The 18,226-nt window shown below is 67.2% G+C and carries 15 protein-coding genes; 9 read left to right on the top strand and 6 right to left on the bottom strand.

Going from position 1 to position 18,226, the window contains the following annotated elements; genetic code table 11:
• Window positions 1-171 precede the first annotated feature (171 nt).
• Both ACP59X_RS21675 and ACP59X_RS21670 read left to right on the top strand, forming a co-directional pair.
• Window positions 172-762, top strand: coding sequence for a hypothetical protein (locus ACP59X_RS21675; RefSeq protein WP_428562543.1), 591 nt, complete (start codon window positions 172-174; stop codon window positions 760-762).
• Between the two features lie 520 nt (window positions 763-1,282).
• Entirely contained in the window at window positions 1,283-2,569 is a 1,287-nt protein-coding gene (locus ACP59X_RS21670; protein WP_428562541.1) for a DUF3466 family protein, read from the top strand.
• 86 nt (window positions 2,570-2,655) lie between these two features.
• Here the strand turns inward: ACP59X_RS21670 and ACP59X_RS21665 are convergent, their stop codons facing one another.
• The gene (locus ACP59X_RS21665; RefSeq protein ID WP_428562539.1) at window positions 2,656-3,162 is read right to left on the bottom strand and encodes a 4Fe-4S dicluster domain-containing protein; all 507 of its coding nucleotides are present in this window, start codon (window positions 3,160-3,162) and stop codon (window positions 2,656-2,658) included.
• The gene (locus ACP59X_RS21660; protein WP_428562537.1) at window positions 3,159-3,719 is read right to left on the bottom strand and encodes a 4Fe-4S binding protein; all 561 of its coding nucleotides are present in this window, start codon (window positions 3,717-3,719) and stop codon (window positions 3,159-3,161) included. The genes ACP59X_RS21665 and ACP59X_RS21660 overlap by 4 nt, the downstream gene beginning before the upstream one ends.
• Window positions 3,720-3,978: 259 nt before the next feature.
• Here ACP59X_RS21660 and ACP59X_RS21655 point away from each other — a divergent pair, with 259 nt between their 5' ends.
• The 4 genes from ACP59X_RS21655 (at window position 3,979) to ACP59X_RS21640 (ending at window position 9,214) form a co-directional block, all read left to right on the top strand.
• Window positions 3,979-6,066, top strand: coding sequence for a molybdopterin-containing oxidoreductase family protein (locus ACP59X_RS21655; protein WP_428562535.1), 2,088 nt, complete (start codon window positions 3,979-3,981; stop codon window positions 6,064-6,066).
• A 149-nt stretch (window positions 6,067-6,215) separates the two neighbouring features.
• Window positions 6,216-6,680 (top strand): MarR family winged helix-turn-helix transcriptional regulator, encoded by a 465-nt coding sequence (locus ACP59X_RS21650; protein WP_428562533.1) that lies wholly within the window; start codon window positions 6,216-6,218, stop codon window positions 6,678-6,680.
• Between the two features lie 47 nt (window positions 6,681-6,727).
• On the top strand, window positions 6,728-8,371 hold the full coding sequence (locus ACP59X_RS21645) for an FmdE family protein (protein ID WP_428562531.1): 1,644 nt from the start codon (window positions 6,728-6,730) through the stop codon (window positions 8,369-8,371).
• A gap of 63 nt (window positions 8,372-8,434) precedes the next feature.
• Entirely contained in the window at window positions 8,435-9,214 is a 780-nt protein-coding gene (locus ACP59X_RS21640; RefSeq protein ID WP_428562529.1) for a lytic transglycosylase domain-containing protein, read from the top strand.
• Here ACP59X_RS21640 and ACP59X_RS21635 read toward each other — a convergent pair.
• A complete protein-coding gene (locus tag ACP59X_RS21635; RefSeq protein WP_428562527.1) occupies window positions 9,211-9,660 on the bottom strand; it encodes a hypothetical protein in 450 nt (149 codons plus the stop codon). The two genes, ACP59X_RS21640 and ACP59X_RS21635, sit on opposite strands and share 4 nt — an antisense overlap.
• Before the next feature lie 104 nt (window positions 9,661-9,764).
• Between ACP59X_RS21635 and ACP59X_RS21630 the strand changes: the two genes are divergently transcribed.
• A complete protein-coding gene (locus tag ACP59X_RS21630; protein ID WP_428562525.1) occupies window positions 9,765-10,163 on the top strand; it encodes a lysozyme inhibitor LprI family protein in 399 nt (132 codons plus the stop codon).
• Between the two features lie 294 nt (window positions 10,164-10,457).
• On the opposite strand, the gene ACP59X_RS21625 is transcribed toward ACP59X_RS21630, so the two are convergent.
• The gene (locus tag ACP59X_RS21625; RefSeq protein ID WP_428562523.1) at window positions 10,458-11,108 is read right to left on the bottom strand and encodes a DedA family protein; all 651 of its coding nucleotides are present in this window, start codon (window positions 11,106-11,108) and stop codon (window positions 10,458-10,460) included.
• 269 nt (window positions 11,109-11,377) lie between these two features.
• Between ACP59X_RS21625 and ACP59X_RS21620 the strand changes: the two genes are divergently transcribed.
• A complete protein-coding gene (locus tag ACP59X_RS21620; RefSeq protein WP_428562521.1) occupies window positions 11,378-12,664 on the top strand; it encodes an RsmB/NOP family class I SAM-dependent RNA methyltransferase in 1,287 nt (428 codons plus the stop codon).
• A 20-nt stretch (window positions 12,665-12,684) separates the two neighbouring features.
• Entirely contained in the window at window positions 12,685-13,545 is an 861-nt protein-coding gene (locus ACP59X_RS21615) for a class I fructose-bisphosphate aldolase (RefSeq protein ID WP_428562519.1), read from the top strand.
• Between the two features lie 64 nt (window positions 13,546-13,609).
• Here ACP59X_RS21615 and ACP59X_RS21610 read toward each other — a convergent pair whose 3' ends face one another.
• Together ACP59X_RS21610 and ACP59X_RS21605 are read right to left on the bottom strand one after the other, a co-directional pair.
• Entirely contained in the window at window positions 13,610-15,724 is a 2,115-nt protein-coding gene (locus ACP59X_RS21610) for a SpoIIE family protein phosphatase (RefSeq protein WP_428562517.1), read from the bottom strand.
• Between the two features lie 139 nt (window positions 15,725-15,863).
• A complete protein-coding gene (locus ACP59X_RS21605) occupies window positions 15,864-17,948 on the bottom strand; it encodes a methyl-accepting chemotaxis protein (RefSeq protein WP_428562515.1) in 2,085 nt (694 codons plus the stop codon).
• Window positions 17,949-18,226: the final 278 nt, after the last annotated feature.

Raw genomic sequence — 18,226 nt, 5'->3', positions numbered from 1 at the left:
TGCCCATGCCGGGCGGGGCAGTCAAGAGGGGCGCGCCGGAAGGAAGGTGCCAGCGGCCGCAGTTGGCCGCCCTGTCCGCGCGGCTTTCTCTTTGACCCCCAACCGGGGCCGCGCTATACCACGCCCGCCTCGGACCCGGTTCGCGGCCAGTCCCCTGTGGAGCCCCTGCCGATGCTCTCCCTGTTTCGTGCCAAGACGCAAAAGGATTTCAGCGACAAGTTGCTCGGGAAAACCCGCAAGTACCGCCTCAGCCGCCACGGCGCGGCCGTGGCCGTGACCGGGAAGCTCCTGGCCCACTACAGGCGGCAAGCCGCCCCCGACGGCCTCATGCCGCCCGCCGCCGGCCGGGTGGAGCGGCTGGGCCTTCTGCTGTCCGCCGCCGGCCGGTTCGTGATTTACTACGCCGTGGCCTACCCCGAGACCGAGGACATCGCCGGCCGCCAGGAATACGTCCACGTCTGCCCGAGCCTGGACGCGGTACGCGAGTTCCTGGCCGCCATGCACTATCCGGACAAGGGGGAGTTCGCCGAGGCGGCGCTGGTCCAGGCGGCCAAGACCCTGGCCGGCGACGTGCGCACGGCACCCCAGGCCACGGAAACGCGCTGCCAGATGCCGGCCGCGGAACCGGATACGGCAAGGGGCGGCGATGCCGACGCGGACGCGGCCGCCGCCAGGCCGCAAGGCGTACCGGACGCACAGGGGGGGGCGCTTCGGGAGCCGTCCGGGGCCCTGCCGCATTTCCCTTCCAAGTCGGATACCTGAAAGAGTGCCCCGTTGCGCGCTTGGTAGCGCTTGAGACAGGCAGGCCCCGGGTTGCGCCCCAGCGAACCCGGGCACCTTCCCTATTGCCTGGCGCCAGGAGGCGATAACGCCACGCGCGCGCCACAAGGCCCATGTCCACTCTTTCTGGGTGAAAAATCCCCGATGCACCGTTGTGGTAGAATCATGATCGAGGGTGGCCACGTGTCCCACGGAGACGGTGTGCGCCGTCGCATGGGGGGGACGAGCCGGCGTCGCTGCGGGAAAGCCGCTTGACTTGTGTGTGCGCCGTGATCACGGTGTCACGCGGATGTACGACGTGCGGCCCCTGCTCACCACGGCTCCGTTTGCCGCGCGCTTGGGTTTGGCGGCATCCAAGTGGATACGGCGCGATGGTGAAGATGGCCAGGTTTGCTTTTCGAGTGGATGGGTGGCGCGGGATTACGCCAAAGCATATTGGTCGATAGGCCTTTCCCCGAGAGAGTACTATTGCAATGGTGAATTTATGGCAAGGAGTATTTGAATGTCTCGTATTGGCTTGGCGCGAGTCGTGGTGGTATTATATCGTGTTCTGATGGTGTTGTTGACGGGAGTGTCGCGAAATTTCCTTGTTGCATCTGGTCGCATGATGGTTGTCATTATAATTTTTGTGGTGATCCTTCAAAAGGATGCCTTCGCTGACCCGAAATATTATATCATTGACCTCGGTGCGTTGCCAGAGCAGCAGGATAGTCATAATAACAACCTTGTCTATAGCGTTGGGATAAAAATAAACAACAATTCTGAAGTGATCGGGGTGTGCGCGGCGGGGAGTCAAACGCTGGGGTATGGCGCTGTCTTTCGCAATGGGCAGATTGCGTTGTTGGGTGGAAGCAGTGACGTGGTGCATGAAATGCCCAAGGCGTGGTATTCTGGGAATAACGAGAATGGTCTTGTCGCCATCAACGATCATGGTACTGTGACCGGAACATTCGCAGAAAACAATGAGTATGGCTACAGACGGGCTTTTCTTCTGAACGACACGGGATACACCTTCTTCAGTCCCTGGATTCTGCCTCTCAATTACGCGCAACGCGTCTATTCGTCGACATACGTGATGGATATGAATAACTCGGACAGTGTCGTTGGTTATACGGAAATCTGTGGAAATGAAACGGCCTATCGATATGCAGGTGGGGAGATGCGATTCATCGGCTTCCCCTTCGACATTGACCAGTATGGGCACTGCCCGAAAACATTGAACTCCAAGGCCTATGGAATAAACGACAAGAATCTCATCGTGGGCTGGGCTAACTTTGGCACGTCGACCCTCGCCAAACTCCATGCCTGTACGTTTGAAAACGACATGCCGAACGACATCGGCTGCCCAGAGGAATATGGTGATTTATGCTTTGCAAGCGCGGTGAATGACAAAGGGCAAATTTTGATAGCCCCGTTCACGCTAAAAGAGAAGAATGTTTATATTTACGAAAATAATACCTTTTCGCAAATAGCGATGTGCGGTGATAAGGAGCTTGCGAACGTATCGGCAATGAACAACAAGGGCGATATCGTCGGTCGTTGTGGAAACATATCGGTTCTTTATATCGACAACAAAAAATATAAATTTATCGATACGGTTGTCAATCAAGACATTTTGTACTTCCCGGGCTGGAATGATTTTAGCGTGCTTTCCATCAACGACAAGAGAGAACTGACCGGCTATATGCTTTTCAAGACCGGCCCCAGTTCCGCGGTGACGCACGCATTCAAGGCTGTTCCCGTCAATCCTTCAACCACAGCGGCCCAAACACTCTTATTGTCACAGTAGGTTGTTGCCGGATACGGCTCGCCAGGGCGGCCGGGGGATTCACTCCCCCCGGCCCTCGGCGGTTTCTTCCCTCTCCCCTTCCCGTATCACGACTGGCGCAGCAGCAGGCGCTTGCCGTAGACCTCGCGTTCGTCCACGTTGTTTTTGCCCGGCCGCACGAAACGCAGGGCATGGGCCGTGCAGCCGGTGACGCAGGCCGGGTCCAGGCCGGCGTCGATGCGGTCGCGGCAGTAGTCGCACTTGACCACCTTGCCCGTGGCCTCGTTCCACTGGGGGATGCGCCAGGGACAGGCCTGGATGCAGGCCTTGCAGCCCACGCACAGCGACTCCCGGACATAGACCACCCCGTCCTCCTCGCGCCGGGTCATGGCCCCGGTGGGGCAGGCCGGCACGCACCAGGGCCGCTCGCAGTGGAAGCAGGACATGTAGAGGTTTAAAAGCCGGGGCCGGGCCTTGACCATGTCCGGGCCGACGGTCACGAGCTTGCCCGGCTTGGCCGAGGGCGGCACGGCATTGACGACCTGGCAGTGCACCTCGCAGGCGTGGCAGGAAATGCAGCGCTTCTTGTCCATCTGGATCATGTACTTGCTCATGCGGGCTCCTTGGGGGTGTCGGCGGCCGCCTGGGCGCGCAGGCGGGCCAGCAGGTCCAGGCGGAAATCCGCCCGCGAGGCGCCGACATAGTAAACGTGCCGCGAAAACCGCAGCGAATCCACCGGGCAGGCCCGGGCGCACTGGCCGCACAGGCTGCACAGGGAATAGTCCAGGACAAAGGCGCCGGGCGTCTTGCAGCCCTTTTGCGGGGCCGGGGCCATGGCCTCGGCCCGGGGGATGAGCTCGCCCACGAACTCCTCGGCCTCGCGGCCGACCGGCCCCGGGCCGCCGGCGCCCACCGGGCAGGCTACCGTGAGGCACGACGACGGGCAGGCCCGCACGCAGGCCCCGCAGGCGATGCAGCGCGCCGTGGCCGGGTCGTCGTCTTTGCCCACAAGCTCCACATGCCCCCGGTAGGTGTCGAGGTTGTCCACCTCGCCCATGGGGTAGAGCACCGTGACGACCGGCTTGGTCTGCGCCCTGCCGGTGATGCCGAGGCCGATCAGCAGGCTTTTGAGGCCCGTGGCCGCCTCGGCCAGGAGACTGGTTACGGTCACGTTTTCCCTCCCGCGGCGTCAGGCCCCTTTCGCCAGGCCGCCGTTTTCCCAGTCTAAACGGTTTTTCCCGCCCCTTGTCAACGTTTGGGTCGCAAGTTCCCGCCTTCACAAAAATCGTCCGGCATAAGCGTGTTTACGCAGTTTGCACGTTCCCGGTTTCACAACACTTTTCCCTTGCCCTCGGTCACGAATTCTTGCTAATGCGTGTAAGGATCGAAAGGGTCCCCGAAATGCAACTTCGTCCCGATGGGAGCGAGTCATGACACGCAAACAGGTCTACAGCGTCTGCGGCATGTGCACGGTGCGCTGCCCCATGATGGCCACCGTTGACGGCAACCGCATCGTGCATCTGCAAGGCAATCCGCACGCCTCGGGCATCAAGGGCGCCCTGTGCGCCCGGGGCGCGGCCGGCGCGGCCCTCGTTGCCGACGACGAACGGCCCCAATTCCCCATGATCCGGGCCGGCGAGCGCGGCGAGGGCAAGTGGCGCAAGGTGTCCTGGGACGAGGCTTTGGCCCATGTCGCCGGCGAACTGTCGCGCATCAAGGAAAGCCACGGCGCCCGGTCCATCCTGCTCTCCGACCGGGGCGGGCCGTTTCGGGACATGCACCGGGCCTTCCTGCGGGCCCTGGGCAGCCCCAACTACTGCAACCACGATTCCGCCTGCGCCCGCAACGTCCAGCACGCCGCCCTGTCCCTGTTCGGCTTCGGCCGCAAGGACGTGGCCTACGACTACAAGAGCAGCAAGCACGTGGTGCTCCAGACGCGCAACATCTTCGAGGCCATCAACGTCAAGGAAGTCAACGACCTCCTCGACGCCAAGGACGCCGGCTGCAAGATCACCTGCATCGACGTGCGGGCCACGGTCACGGCGGCCAAGGCCGACACCTTCCTCATGGTGCGCCCGGGCACGGACTACGTCCTCAACCTGGCCGTCATCCACGAGCTGCTCGCCCGCGACCTCTACGACAAGGACTTCGCCGCGGCCTGGATCAAGGACCTGGAGGCGCTCAAAAATTTCGTCGCGCCCTACACGGCCGCCTACGCCGCGGCCGAGACCGGCCTGCCGGCCGCGCGCATAACCGCCCTGGCCGAGCAGCTCGCCGCCGCCGCCCCGGCCGTCATCTGGCACCCCGGCTGGATGACCGCCCGCTACGGCGATTCGTTCCATGTCTGCCGCTCGGCCTACATCATCAACGCCCTGCTCGGGGCCATCGGGGCCAAGGGCGGCCTGCCGCTGGTCAACGGCCCCGGCCACGTCGGCAAAAAGGGCCTGAAAAACCTCATCGACCGCTTCCCCAAGCCCGAGGACAAGCGCGTGGACGGCGTGGGCTGGATGGAGGGCCGCACCCATTTCGACACCGGCCCCGGCCTGGTCAACCTGGCCTACGAGGCCATCGAGACCGGGGAGCCCTATCCCATCCGGGCCTACATCGCCCATCGCCACGACCCGCTCATGGCCTTCCCGGACACGGCCGACCTCAAGCGGCGCTGGAAAAACCTGGAACTGCTCGTGTCCGTCACCTTCTCCTGGTCGGACACGGCCTGGTTTAGCGACGTGGTCCTGCCCATGTCGCCGTATCTGGAGCGCGAGTCGCTTATTGCCACCAAAAAGGGCGTGTCGCCGTCGTTGTTCGTGCGCCGCCGGGCCGTGGAGCCCCGCTTCGACACCCGGGCCGACTGGGAGATCTACCGCGACCTGGCCCGGGTCATGGGGATTGCCGAGCTCGATTTCGCCGCCATCGAGGACATCTGGGCCTACCAGCTGTCGGACACCGGCCTGACCATGGCCGATTTCGAAGCCAAGGGCTTCGTCGGGCTCGGCGGTCCGCTCTACCGGCCGGTGGACGAAAAGACCTTCAAGACGGCCTCGGGCAAGATCGAACTGGTCAATCCCAAGCTCGAGGCCGACGGCCTGGCTTCGCTTGCCCCCTACGTGTCGCCGGGGGCGCCGCCGGAAGGCCGTTTCCGCATCACCTTCGGCCGGGTGGGGCTGCACACCCAGGGGCACACCGTCAACAACCCGTTGCTCTTCGCCCAGATGCCGGAAAACGAGCTGTGGATTCACGCCGCCTGCGCGCAACAGCTCGGCATCGCCGACGGCGCCCTGGTGGAAGTGGCCAACGGGGCGTCCGCCGGCCGGCTCAAAGCCAAGGTCACCGAGGGCATCCACCCCGAGACCGTGTTCATGGTCCACGGCTTCGGCCACACCCTGCCCGTGGAGAGCCGGGCCAGGGGCCGGGGCGTGGCCGACAACGAACTCATGCCCGGCGGTATCGCCACCTGGGACAAGGGCGGCGGCGGGGTCTGCATGCAGGAGCACTTTGTCAGCGTGCGGCCGGTTTGAGGTGCCTGGGCCCTGGCGAAACGTCCGTCGCGGTGATGGCGGCGGACGTTTCGCCGCCGCCGCCGGTCAGGGTGGCGGCGCGGCAGCGTCACGAAAATTCCAAAACGCCGTTGACCCGGGGCCATCTTGTTGTTATCAACATAACCCACATGGAACATACGCCGCCCTCCGCCGACGACCTGCGTCCCTTTCCCTTGCGCCAGTCCCTGGGCTTTCTGCTCGTGCGCACGGCGCTCAAGCTGCGCCTTCTGGGCAATGTCATTTTGCAGGAGGCCGGCGAGGACATCACCGTGGACCAGTGGGGCATCCTGAACCTGCTGTGGGAGGCCGACGGCCAGACGCCGGTAGAACTGGCCCGGCGCGCCGACAAGGACAAGCCCAACGTCACGCGGCTGCTCAAAATCCTCGAAGACAAGCAGCTCGTCGCGCGCCGGCCCGACCCCAAGGACCGCCGCAGCCACCATATCGTCCTGACCGAGGCCGGCGCCGCCCTCAAGGACCGCCTCCTCGGCCTCGGCATCACCTGCTACGAACGCGCCTGCCAGGGCCTGTCCAAGCAGGAGATCGAGACGCTCAAAAGCCTGCTCAACCGCCTCTACGCCAACGTTTCGTAACAGCGAAGGACGCCGTCCCCGCCAGGGGACGCCTTGCGGGGATGATTATGTCTAATTTAACAGATGTTAGGGTCAACGACAGCTCCATCGGACCCTATACCTTCGAGGAGTTTCTCGACGTGGCCGCGGCCTTCCACGGCAATCCGGCGCCGGGGCTGATCATCGGCGGGTTCATGGTGGACGCGGCCCGGGCGTTTCTGCCCGAGGGGACACTCTTCGACGCCGTGGTGGAAACGAAGAAGTGCCTGCCCGACGCGGTGCAGATCCTCACCCCTCCCAGCTACGGCAACGGCTGGATGCGCGTGATCAACCTCGGCCGCTATGCCCTGACGCTCTACGACAAGCACAGCGGCGAAGGCTACCGGGCCTGGCTCGATCCCGAGCACATGCGGGCCTGGCCCGAGATCCACGCCTGGTACCTCAAGACCAAGCCCAAAAGGGAACAGGACCGGGTACGCCTTTTCGCCGAGATCAAATCCGGTGCCCGGACCCTGTGCCGGGTGGCCAAGGTGCGGGTGCGCCCGGATTTCATGGCCAAGCCCCACATGGGGGCCATCGGCGTGTGCCCGGTGTGCGGCGAGGGCTATCCCAAGGCCGACGGCGCCATCTGCCGGGGCTGCGCCGGCGAGGCCCCCTACCGCCGCGACGGCGACGCCCCCAGGCTTCGGGCCATGCCCGTGGGCGAGGCCGCCGGCCGGCGGGTGCTCCACGACATGACCCGCATCGTGCCGGGCACCTCCAAGACCGTGGAATTTTCCGCCGGCGCGGACATCACCGCCGGCGATGTCTGCCGCCTCCAGACCATGGGCAAGAACCGGGTCTACGTGGAGGACCTGTCCGAGCCGGTCGGCGATTTCGTGCACGAAAACGAGTCCGCCCTGGCCTTCGCCGAGGCCATGTGCGGCCCGGGGCTCGTGACTTCCGGCCCGCCGCGCGAGGGCAAGGTCGAACTCGCCGCCGCCATGGACGGCTTTTTCACCGTGGACAAGGAGCGCCTGACCGCCTTCAACCTGATCGAGGGCGTCATGTGCGCCAGCCGCCAGAGCCATCTGGTGGTGGAGGCGGGCAAGCCCGTGGCCGGCTGCCGGGCCATTCCGCTCTATCTGCCCCGGCACGTCTTCGAGGCGGCCAGGCACGTGCTGGCCGACGGCCCCCTTTTCGTGGTGCGGCCCATGCGCAAGCCCCGCACGGGCGTGCTGGTCACGGGCACGGAAGTCTATTCGGGGCTGATCGAGGACAAGTTCGAGCCGGTGGTGCGCGGCAAGGTCGAGGCCCTGGGCGGCGCGGTGGTTGCCGCGGTCACGGTGCCCGACGACCGGGCCGCCGTGGCCGAGGGCGTGGCCGGGCTGCTGGCCGCCGGGGCCGACCTCATCGTCACCACGGCAGGGCTGTCCGTCGACCCCGACGACGTCACCCGCCTGGGGCTCGACGACGCCGGCCTGACCGACGCCGTCCACGGCCTGCCGGTCCTGCCCGGGGCCATGGCCATTGTCGGGCGCATCGGCGGGGTGGACGTCATCGGCGTGCCGGCCTGCGCGCTGTTTCACCGCACCACGAGCTTCGACCTGCTGCTACCCCGGGTGCTGGCCGGGGTGGCCATCACCCGGCGGGAACTGGCCGGCCTGGCCGAAGGGTCCATGTGCCTGTCCTGCCGGTCCTGCACCTATCCCAAATGCCCCTTCGGCAAATAGCCGCCCCTTGACCGGCCGGGTTCGCCGTCCTATGGGAGGATGGCCGACCCGGCCGGAGGTGTGATGCGCGCGCGAGCCGTTGCCGCCCTTACGGGCGCAGCCTTGCTTCTGTTCCCGCTTTGGGCGGGCGCCTACAGCCTGTGGGGCTACGAGGACGACTATGGCCTCGTGCACTTGAGCGAATGGCGGCAAAGCGACGCCTACGTCCTGCTCTACGAAGGCCCCAAGGACCCGAAAATGGGCTTTGCGGCCATCAGAAAGCGTATCCACGACCTGGGCGCCGTCTCCAAGGACCGCAAGGACGGCTGGATTCTCGAAGCCACCCGGTCCTATGTCCGCATGGGCACGGCCCCCCTCGGCCCCGGCGGCTATCCCGAGGTCATCGAATCCGGGCCGCTGCTCGACCTCGTGCGCGACAAGAGCCGGGCCTGCGGCCTGGACCCGGAACTGCTCTATGCCGTCATCGAGCAGGAATCGCGCTTCCAGGCCGGCGCTGTCTCGCCCAAGGGCGCGGCCGGGCTCATGCAGCTGATGCCCGCCACCCAAGCCACCTTCGGCGTGGCCGATCCCTTCGACCCGGAACGCAACGTGGCCACCGGGGCCAGGTTCCTGCAAAACCTGCTGGCCCGCTTCGGCGACCTGTCCCTGGCCCTGGCCGCCTACAACGCCGGGCCCGAGACCGTGGCCCGCTGCGGCCGCATTCCCGACATCCCCGAAACGCGCAACTACGTCTCGCGCATCATGAACCGCTACGCCATGCTCAAGGAAAGCCACCCGGGCCTTGCGCCCAAAAAGAACCTGGCCGCCGCCAAGCCGTCAAAGGGCAAGGGGAAAAAGGATTAGCCGCCCCGGCGGCGCCACAGCCGTATCTGCACCCAGACCCCGATGGTCAGCGTCAGCAAAAGCAGCACCGGCACGATGAGCAGGCCGAAGGCGTTGCCCTCCATGGGCACGAAGCACAGCGGCAAGGTCAGCGGCAGGCACAGCGCCGCCGGCCGGTGGGCCAGGCAGAAGCGGGCCCAGGCGTCCTGCCCGGTGTCGTGGCGCAGCCAGCGGCGCAAGAGCCGCCACAGCCGGAAGCGTGCGTAGGCCAGCAGGGCCAGGATGGCCCACAGGATCGGAAAGATCGGCAGGGTGACGTTGGTCCCCTGGGGAATGGCGCCGAAGGGCAGGCCGGCATCGAGCATGTAGCCCACGAGGAAGGCCGGCGGATAGCCGATGGCCGTGGCCGCCAGCCACAGCAGCCGGCCGGCCCGCGAGGGCGGGGTGAAGGTGGGGGCGCTGTCCATGGGGGCTCCCGTTTGTGGGTCAGGGTTTGGCTTCGAAAATGTCCCAAAGCCGCTTGCGGCGTCAATGGCCATCGGTTCAACAGCACGCCCGGTGCGGAGGTTCCATGCGCGTTGTGTTGCTTGTTGCCCTGTTTTTTTTCGCGTCCGTTCCCGCCGCCTGGGCTCAGTCCCAGGCCGATCTCAACGCCTCGGCCTGCCAGGCGGCGAAAAAGGCCGATGCCGAACTCAACGCCGTCTACAACGCGATTATACAGAAAAACGCCGGGGAGAAAGCCTTCCTGGACAAGTTCAAGGCGGCGCAGCGGGCCTGGCTGGCCTTTCGCGACGCCGAGCTGGCCGCCCGGTTCAAGGTCGACCCCTCCGAGATGTACGCGTCGTCCTTCAACCTGTGCTGGTGCACCGCCCTGGCCGAACTGACCGAAAAACGCACGGCCCAGCTCAAACCCTGGCGCGACGGCGTCGTGGAAGGCGACATCTGCGCCGGCAGCTACCCGGTGCATTGAGGCGCGGACAGCGCGGGCAGGAGCATGGCCGGCAGGGGGGAAGCCTCCGGCGGCCGCAGGGCCGGCGCCCGCTGGACTCCCTTGCGAAAAGCATTGTGGTGATGCGATGGGCGGCAGTGCGGCCGCTGGGCAACCGGATGGCCGCGACGGTACCGGCGGCCGGCCAGGGGACCAGCCGGGGGCATCCCCGCCGGCGCGGCCAGGAAAGAGGAACCGTGGTGGCCGGCCGGTCGGTGAAGTGCCGGACGCGGCCGGCCGGGCGACGGCTTCCCCGGCCGGCCGATAAGGCCTGGGCTACTGGGCCTTGGCCGCGGCCCGGCGGTGGCGCAGGTATTCGATGATTCCGGGCAGGATCGAGATGAAGATGATGACCACGACCACCAGGCTGAAATTGCGCTTGATAAACGGCATGTTGCCGAAAAAGTAGCCGGCGTAGACGAAAAGCCCCACCCAGATCACGGCGCCGGTGATGCTGTAGGCCAGGAAATGGGCGTAGGTCATGCGGGCGATGCCGGCCACGAACGGTGAAAAGGTGCGCACGATGGGCACGAACCGGGCGATGATGACCGTCTTGCCGCCGTGGCGCTCGTAGAAGGCGTGGGCTCGCAGCAAATATTCCTTTTTGAAAAACCGGGTCTTTTCGCGTTCGAAGACGGCCGGCCCGACCCGGCGGCCGATCCAGTAGTTGAGGTTGTCGCCGATAAACGCCGCGGCCACGAGCAGGAAGAAGATGGCGTTGGGGTCGAGCACGCCGCCGCCGCACAGCGCCCCGGTGGCGAAAAGCAGCGAATCGCCGGGCAGAAACGGCGTGACCACCAGGCCCGTCTCGCAAAAAACGATCATGAACAAAATAAAATAGGTCCAGGCCCCGTAATCGGCGGCGATGGCATTCAAGTATTTGTCGACATGCAGCACGACGTCCACGAGATGCATGAGAAACTCCATGCGGGCTCCTTTTGGCGGGTTCCAGCGGCCACTGCATAGGCGGCGGCCGGGCGTTTGGCAAGGGGAATCGGCGCGGATGGGACGTGGGGCGGCGGGTGCCTGACGCGGGGAAACGGCGTGGCGGGGCGGCGCGGCGGCCGGTTGCCCGGCAAAGGGAAATGGCGCGGATGCAAGCGGAGCTGTCGGGTGTCCGGCAAAGGGAAACGGCGCGCACGGAAGCCGGGCGGCCGGGGCTTTTCAAGGGCGCCTCGGCACGGTAGGTTCGGGCCATGCCGCCTTGCGATGCCGTTGCCGCTGCCGCCGATCCCGCCGCCTCGTCCGGCCGTTCCTTCCGCCTGGTCTGCCCCCCCGGCGAGCGCCGGGCCGTGGAGGCCCTTTTGTCCCAAACCGGCCACGCCTGGGTCCCGGAGCCCTTTTCCCCCTGGTGCCGGCGGTTGACGGCCGAACCCGTGCCCCTGGGCACGTCCCTGGCCGCCCGTTTCGGCTATCTCCACATCCAGGACCGCTCGTCCATGCTGCCGCCGCTGCTCCTTGCCCCGCCGGCCGGGGCGCGGGTGCTCGACATGTGCGCCGCGCCGGGCGGCAAGACCGGGTTTCTGGCCCAACTCGTCGGGCCGACGGGTTTCGTGCTGGGCAACGAGCCCTCGCCGGACCGCCTGGCCACCCTGCGCCAGACGCTTCTGCGGGAAAATCTGGCCAACACCGCCACCTGCGCCCAGGTCGACCTGGAACCGTTTTTTCCCGAAGGGTTTTTCAGCCACATCCTGCTCGACCCGCCGTGCAGCGGCTGGGGCACACTGGACAAGAACCCGCAGGCCGCCAAGATCTGGGTCGGCGGCAAGGTGGCGCCCCTGGTCGCCCTGCAGCGCAAGCTCCTGGCCACGGCGGCCAGGCTGCTCGCCCCGGGCGGCCGGGTGCTCTATTCCACCTGCACCACCAACGTGGCCGAAAACGAGGACCAGACGCGCTTCGCCCTGGACAACCTGCCGCTTGTCGCCGTGCCCCTGGCCCCGCCGGCCGGTTTCGTCTTCGAGGCCCCGGCCCGGGGCGACGTTTCGGGCGTGCTGCGGGTGGACAGCAAGGCCTCGGCCGCCCAGGGCTTCTACCTGGCGCTTTTCGAAAAGACCGGGGGACAGGCGGGGGCGCCCGAGGATGGCGAACTGCCCGGGGCACCGGTGCCGGAAGCGGCGCTTGTGGCCGCCGGCTGCGACCCGGCCGGGCTGCCGCCCGGGATGGTCCGGGACTTCGGCGGCAAGGCCTATTTCCTGCACGCCGGCGCGGCCGGGCTGCCCCCGGGGCTGCGCTACCAGGGGCATGCCCTGGGCACGTACAAGGCCGGGGTGTTCCGGCCCCATGCCCGGGCCAGGCTGCTCCTTGGCCCCTGGCGCGAGGGGGCGGGCTTGAACGAGGCGGCGCTTTGCCGTATCGAGGCGCTCCTGGCCGGCCAGAGCCTGGCGGGCACCGGCCTGCCGGCCCGGCCGGGGCTGTATTTCCAGGGCCTGCCCCTGGGGTTCGCCACCCGCAAGGGGGCGCGTATCCTGTGGTCGGACCGGTAATTTCACTTCTTGGAGGACGCATGCACGGCAGCGATCGCAAACTGGCCAGGCTTTTCCACCCCCGCACGGGCAGGACGGTCATCGCGCCCCTGGATCACGGGGTCATGGAGGGAATGCTCAGCGGCCTGGAGGAATTGCCCCGGCTGCTGGAAATGGTGGCCTCCTTCCCCATCCAGGGCGTGGTGCTCAACAAGGGGGCGCTTCGCGTCCATCTGGCCGAGGTGCCGCTGTATGCGGCGGCCGTGGCCCAGCTTTCCGGGGGCACGCGCCACTGCCTGCCGCCCTATGCCAAAAGCCTCATGTGCGGCGCGGCCGAGGCCTTGCGCCTCGGCGCGGACATGGTGGCGGTGATGGTCAACATCGCCAACGAACTCGAGGACCGCATGCTGGCCGATCTGGGGGCCATCGTGGACGAGGCCCATGGCCTGGGCGTGCCGGTGCTGGCCATCATCGCGCCCAAGGGCGAGCGGGTGGTCAACGAGAACGACCCGACCCTGATCAACCACTGCATCCGGCTCGGGGCCGAGCTTGGGGCCGACATGACGGGCGTGCCCTATTCCGGGGATGCGCGCAGTTTTTCCCGGGCCGTGGCCGCCTCCACGGCGCCGGTGGTGGTGACGGGCGGGCCGTCGCGGGCGGATTTCCGCAGCTTCGCCGGCATGGTGGCCGACGCCCTGGCCGCCGGGGCGGCCGGCACCTGCATCGGCCGCAACGTGCTGGCCCATCCCAACCCGCGCGAGGCCATGCGCCGCATCGTGGAAATGGTCCACGGCCGCGAGGAGCTGGAAGCGGCCGAGGCGGCCCTGGCCGAAGCCAAGGCGGCCGCGGCTGAAAGCGACGAGGCCGAGCCCGACGGGGCAGGGGACGGCGCCGGGGAATAGCCAGGCGCCGAGGTGCGATGCTCGAAACGGCCGGGAACCCCCGGCCGTTTTTTTATGGTGGCGGCTAGGCCGTGGCCTTGATGACCACCAGCGTCACGTCGTCTTCCAGGTGGGCGCCGGCCTTGAATTCCCGCAGGTCGGCCACCAGGGCGTTGACGATGGCCGAGGCCGGCTTGGCCGCCTCGCGCCGGATGATCGCCTCCATGCGCTCCTTGCCGTACATGCCGTCACCCGCGCCGCCGTCGCGGGCCTCGTGGATGCCGTCGGTGTAGAGCACCAGCACCTGGCCCGGGGTAAACCAGCCCCGGCGCTGCTCGGCGTACTCCCAGTCGGCCATGGCCCCAAGCGGGATGCCCGGCCCCATGAGCTGTTCGAAGCTGTCCCCGGCCGGATCGTAGAGCAGCCCCGGGTCATGGCCGGCCCGGCACCACAGGATCTCCTTGGCCGCCAGGTCCAGGCGCAGGAAAAAAAGCGTGATGAACCGGCCCGTCATGTGCGTGTCCTGGCACAGCAGGTCGTTGACCTCGGTGAGAAGCGCCGCCGGCCCGGGCCGGTCCAGGGCCCGGCCGCGCAACAGCGCCCGGCCCGTGGCCATAAATAGCGCCGCCGACACGCCGTGCCCCGTCACGTCGCCCACCACCACGTCGGCATGGGCGGCATCGTCCTGGGAAAATTCCAGGAAGTCGAAATAGTCGCCGCCGGTTTCGTCGCAGTACAGGCTCAGCGCCGCCACATCGAGCCCGTCCACGCTGGGCGGCCGCCCCGGCAGCAGGTTCTGCTGCACCTCCATGGCCAGGGCCATGTCGTTTTTGAGCTTCACCCGCTCGAGCAACTGCGGGGCCATGTCGTTGAACGACCGGGCCAGTTCGCCGATCTCGTCCTGGCCGCACGGCGTGACCCGGGTGGAAAAATCCCCCGAGGCCAGCTTGCGCGCCGCCGCCGCCAGCTCCATCACCGGCCGGGTGACGCTGCGCGAGGCGGGAAGGGAAATGGCGGCCACGACCACCACCGCCGCGGCCACGAACCAGCCGATATGGCCGAGCATGCGGGAGACGGCCGCAAGGACCCGGTTCTCGGCTTTGCGGGCATCGGCCACCACGACGTCTCGGGGCGCGGCCAGGACCACGGCCAGCCCCTTGGAGCCGATAGGCGCGAAGGCCAGCAAGGTGTCCTGGCCCCGGTAGGACAGGCGCCGCACCCCGGTCCGGCCGGCCGCCAGTTCGTCGCGCACTTCCCCCAGGGCCGCCGTGTCCGGGGATTCCAGGCGCTCGAGCGCAACCGGCGCGGTCCAGTCCAGGTTGTGCTGGGCGTAGTCCCGGCAGGCCACCACGGCCAGTTCCGGTTGCCCGTTCGTCGCGTTGTGCCGGGGGGAGACGATCATGGCCCGCATGTCGTCGGTCCAGGCCCCGGACAGGTCGCTTTGGGGAAAAATCGCGCCCATGGGGATATCGCAGCCGGCCACGCCCAGCAGCCGGCCGCCGGCGTCGCGAAGCCCCAGGGCCATGGTCGCCATGACCTGGCGGGTGATGGCGTCGGTCATGATGTCCCAGGTGATGCCCGTGGAGGCGGCGGCGTGCTGGTACCAGGGCCGCTGCCGGGGATCGTAGTCCGGGGGATAGCCGCCGTGGCCGGGGTAGGCGCAGTGCAGCCCCGAGGCCAGGCCCACGTAGCCGAACAGGATGAGGTTTTTGTGGCGGGCGAAAAGCGTCTTGTAAAAGGGCAGGATGCCGGACAGGGCCTGCATCTGCGGCAGGGCCGCCTGGCGGTCCAGGCCCGGGGCCAGGTGGAAGGCCAGGCCGTCGTAGGTGGCCCGGATGTCCGTGCCGGGCAGGTCGGTGAGGAGTTCCGGCATAAAGGCGGGGTTGTCGTATTCCCCGGCCAGGATGATCGGCCCGGACGGCAGGGCGCCGGACGGGGCCGAAAGGAGCTGCACGGCCTCGCGGGCCGTCAGCGACAGGGACGTTTCCAGCAGGTCCAGGGTGTCGGCGCAGGATTCGCTGATCATGTCCACGGTCTGGGCCAGTTCCTTGGAGGCGTTGCGCTCCAGGGCCAGGGCCGCGGCCTGGGCCAGTTCCCGGCCGAGGAGCCCTGTTTGGCGCCAGGCGTACAGCCCCAGGGCGACCAGGGGGATGATGACCATCGCAAGCAGCAGAACGAGGAATTTCGATCGGATACGCATGGTGTCTGGCCTCTGGGACGGGCGGGGGCGCCGTGGCTGGTGTCGTGACTGCATAGTCCCTGGCCGCGCAGTGGGCAAGTGGCGGCTCCCCGGCCGGCGCGCGCCCTCGCGGCGGCGGGCCGGCCGGGGCCGGGGGGGCTCAGGTCAGGGCACGGCGCCGGCCGGCGGCGGGCAGCCGCTTGGCCCCGCCGTCGCCGGCCTGCATCTCGTCGATGAGTTCGCGCAGCATGCGCGTCTGTTCCGTGAGCCCGGACAAGGCCTGGGACGAGTGGCGCAGGGCTTCGGCCGTTTCCGAGGAGATGCGGCTGATGTCCATGATGTTGCGGTTGATCTCCTCGGTGGTCGCCGACTGCTCCTCGGCGGCCGTGGCGATGGCCCGGACCTGGTCGGTGGTGGCGTCGACGAGGGAGACGATGGCGGCCAGGGCCTCGCCGGAGGAAGAGGCCAGGGAGGTGGCCTCGTCGATGCCCGCGGCGGCCTGGCCGACGTTTTCGATGTTGCGGCGGGCGCCTTGCTGGATGCCGGTGACGGCCTCGCCGACCTCCTTGGTGGCGGTCATGGTCTTTTCGGCCAGTTTGCGGACCTCGTCGGCCACGACGGCGAAGCCGCGCCCGGCCTCGCCGGCCCGGGCGGCCTCGATGGCGGCATTGAGCGCCAGCAGGTTGGTCTGGTCGGCGATGTCGGAGATAACCCCCAGCACCGCGCCGATGCCCTCGGCCCGACGGCCGAGTTCGGCCATGTCGTCGCGCAGGGCCAAGGCCTTTTTCTGGACGTTCTCGATGCCGGCCACGACCCGCGCCACCACGGCCGAGCCCTCGTTGGCCTTGTGCCGGGCCGAATCGGCCGTGTCGGCGGCCTGGGAGGCGTTTTGGGCCACTTCCAGGACCGTGGCGTTCATCTGCTCCATGGCCGCGGCCGTCTCGGTTACGCGGTGGGCCTGTTCTTCCGACCCCTGGCTCGACTGGCCGATCTGGCCGGCGATATCCTCGGAGGCGGCGGTGACGGCGACGACGATGTCCTCCAGGCGGGTGGCGGCCAGGAGCATGCCTTCCTGTTTGGCCCGTTCGGCCTGTTCGCGGGCGGCTTGCGCCTCGGCCATGGCTTCGGTGGCCTTTTGCGTTTCCTTCTCGGCCTGGCGGCCTTTTTCCTCGGCTTCCCCGATCTTGGTGCGCAGGTTGGCCACCATGGTGGCCAGGGCCTGCTGGAGGACGCCGATCTCGTCCTTGCGGCCGGCGTCCAGGCGCGTGTCGAGGTCGCCGCCGGCGATGCGGCTGGCCGCGGCCACCAGGGTGTCGATGGGGCGCAGGACGTTGACGGACAGGATCGCCATGATGCCGACAATGAGCACGACCAGTTGGCCGAAAGACAGGGACAGCAACGTCAGGCCGAGGCTTCTGGCGTCGGCGAAGGCCACGTCCTTGTTGACGGCCATGCCGATGATCCAGCCGGTGCTTTTGGATTTTTCGAAAAGGATCAGCCGGTCCGCGCCCCGGGAGACGACGTCGAGGGAGCCCCGGTCCTGCCCGGCGATCTTGGCCCCGTAGTCGGTGTCCTTAATCACGTTGAACTTGCCGATGAGCGAGGCGTCGGGATGGGCCAGGGCCAGGCCGTCCGGGGCGCAGATGAAGCCGAAGCCGGCCGGGGTGTCCAGGGGGGCGACGAACTGCTTGGAAAACCCGCCGATCTTGATGCCCATGGACAGGATGCCGAGGACCTTGGCGCCGTCCTTGACCGGGGTGGCGATGGCGAAGACCGCTTCGCCCCTGTCCTTGCTGATGATCGGGTTGGACACGAACGTCTGGCCTTGCATGGCCTTTTGGAAATACTCGCGCTCGGCGAGGTTCGCCCCGACAAGGGCCTGGCTGGTGCTGGCCAGGACGATTCCCTTGGGATCGATCAGCATGATGGCGTCGAAGGTCGGATGGCGTTCGATGCAGGCGCGCAGCAGCTCCATCACGCGGGCCATGACGTCGGAGTCGGCCGTGCCCTGTTGCAGGGGGGCTTTCATGGAGTGGGTCAGGGCCAGGGTGAGCAGTTCGTTTTTCGCGCCGTCGACCCAGAGGTCGACCATGGAGAGCAAGGCCTCCAGGTTGGTTTTGGCCTTGTCCACGGCGACGGTGGACAAGGCGGCCGTGCTGCGGGTGTAGCCGATCCACGACGTAACGGACATGCCGGCGAGGATGAGGACGAGGGTCGGCAGGATGAATTTCGCTTTGAGCTTCATGGCAGGTTCCGGTGTTGCGCTGTTGGGGGGGCCGTACTTCTTCCTTGGCCGCAAAAGGCAAGTCCCGTCGTGTTGTGACGCACCGCTAAACCGCAGACCAGCCCGGGCTCACCTTCTTGGGAATACCGGAGTGCATAAGCGTTTGCCGTACAGGATACAAAAGGCGCAGCCCCCGTTGGTGCGCGAAATACTATACGCCAGGGTACACTGACGGGTTGCCGGTCGGGTGTCAAGGGAGGCTTGGGACAGCCTGGGGCGGGGCCGGTGCGACGGTGAAG

It is taken from the genome of Solidesulfovibrio sp. DCME, assembly GCF_049995385.1.
Lineage (GTDB): Bacteria > Desulfobacterota > Desulfovibrionia > Desulfovibrionales > Desulfovibrionaceae > Solidesulfovibrio.
The sequence above is the reverse complement of the archived record's forward strand: the minus strand, read 5'-3'. Positions and strand labels throughout refer to the sequence as shown.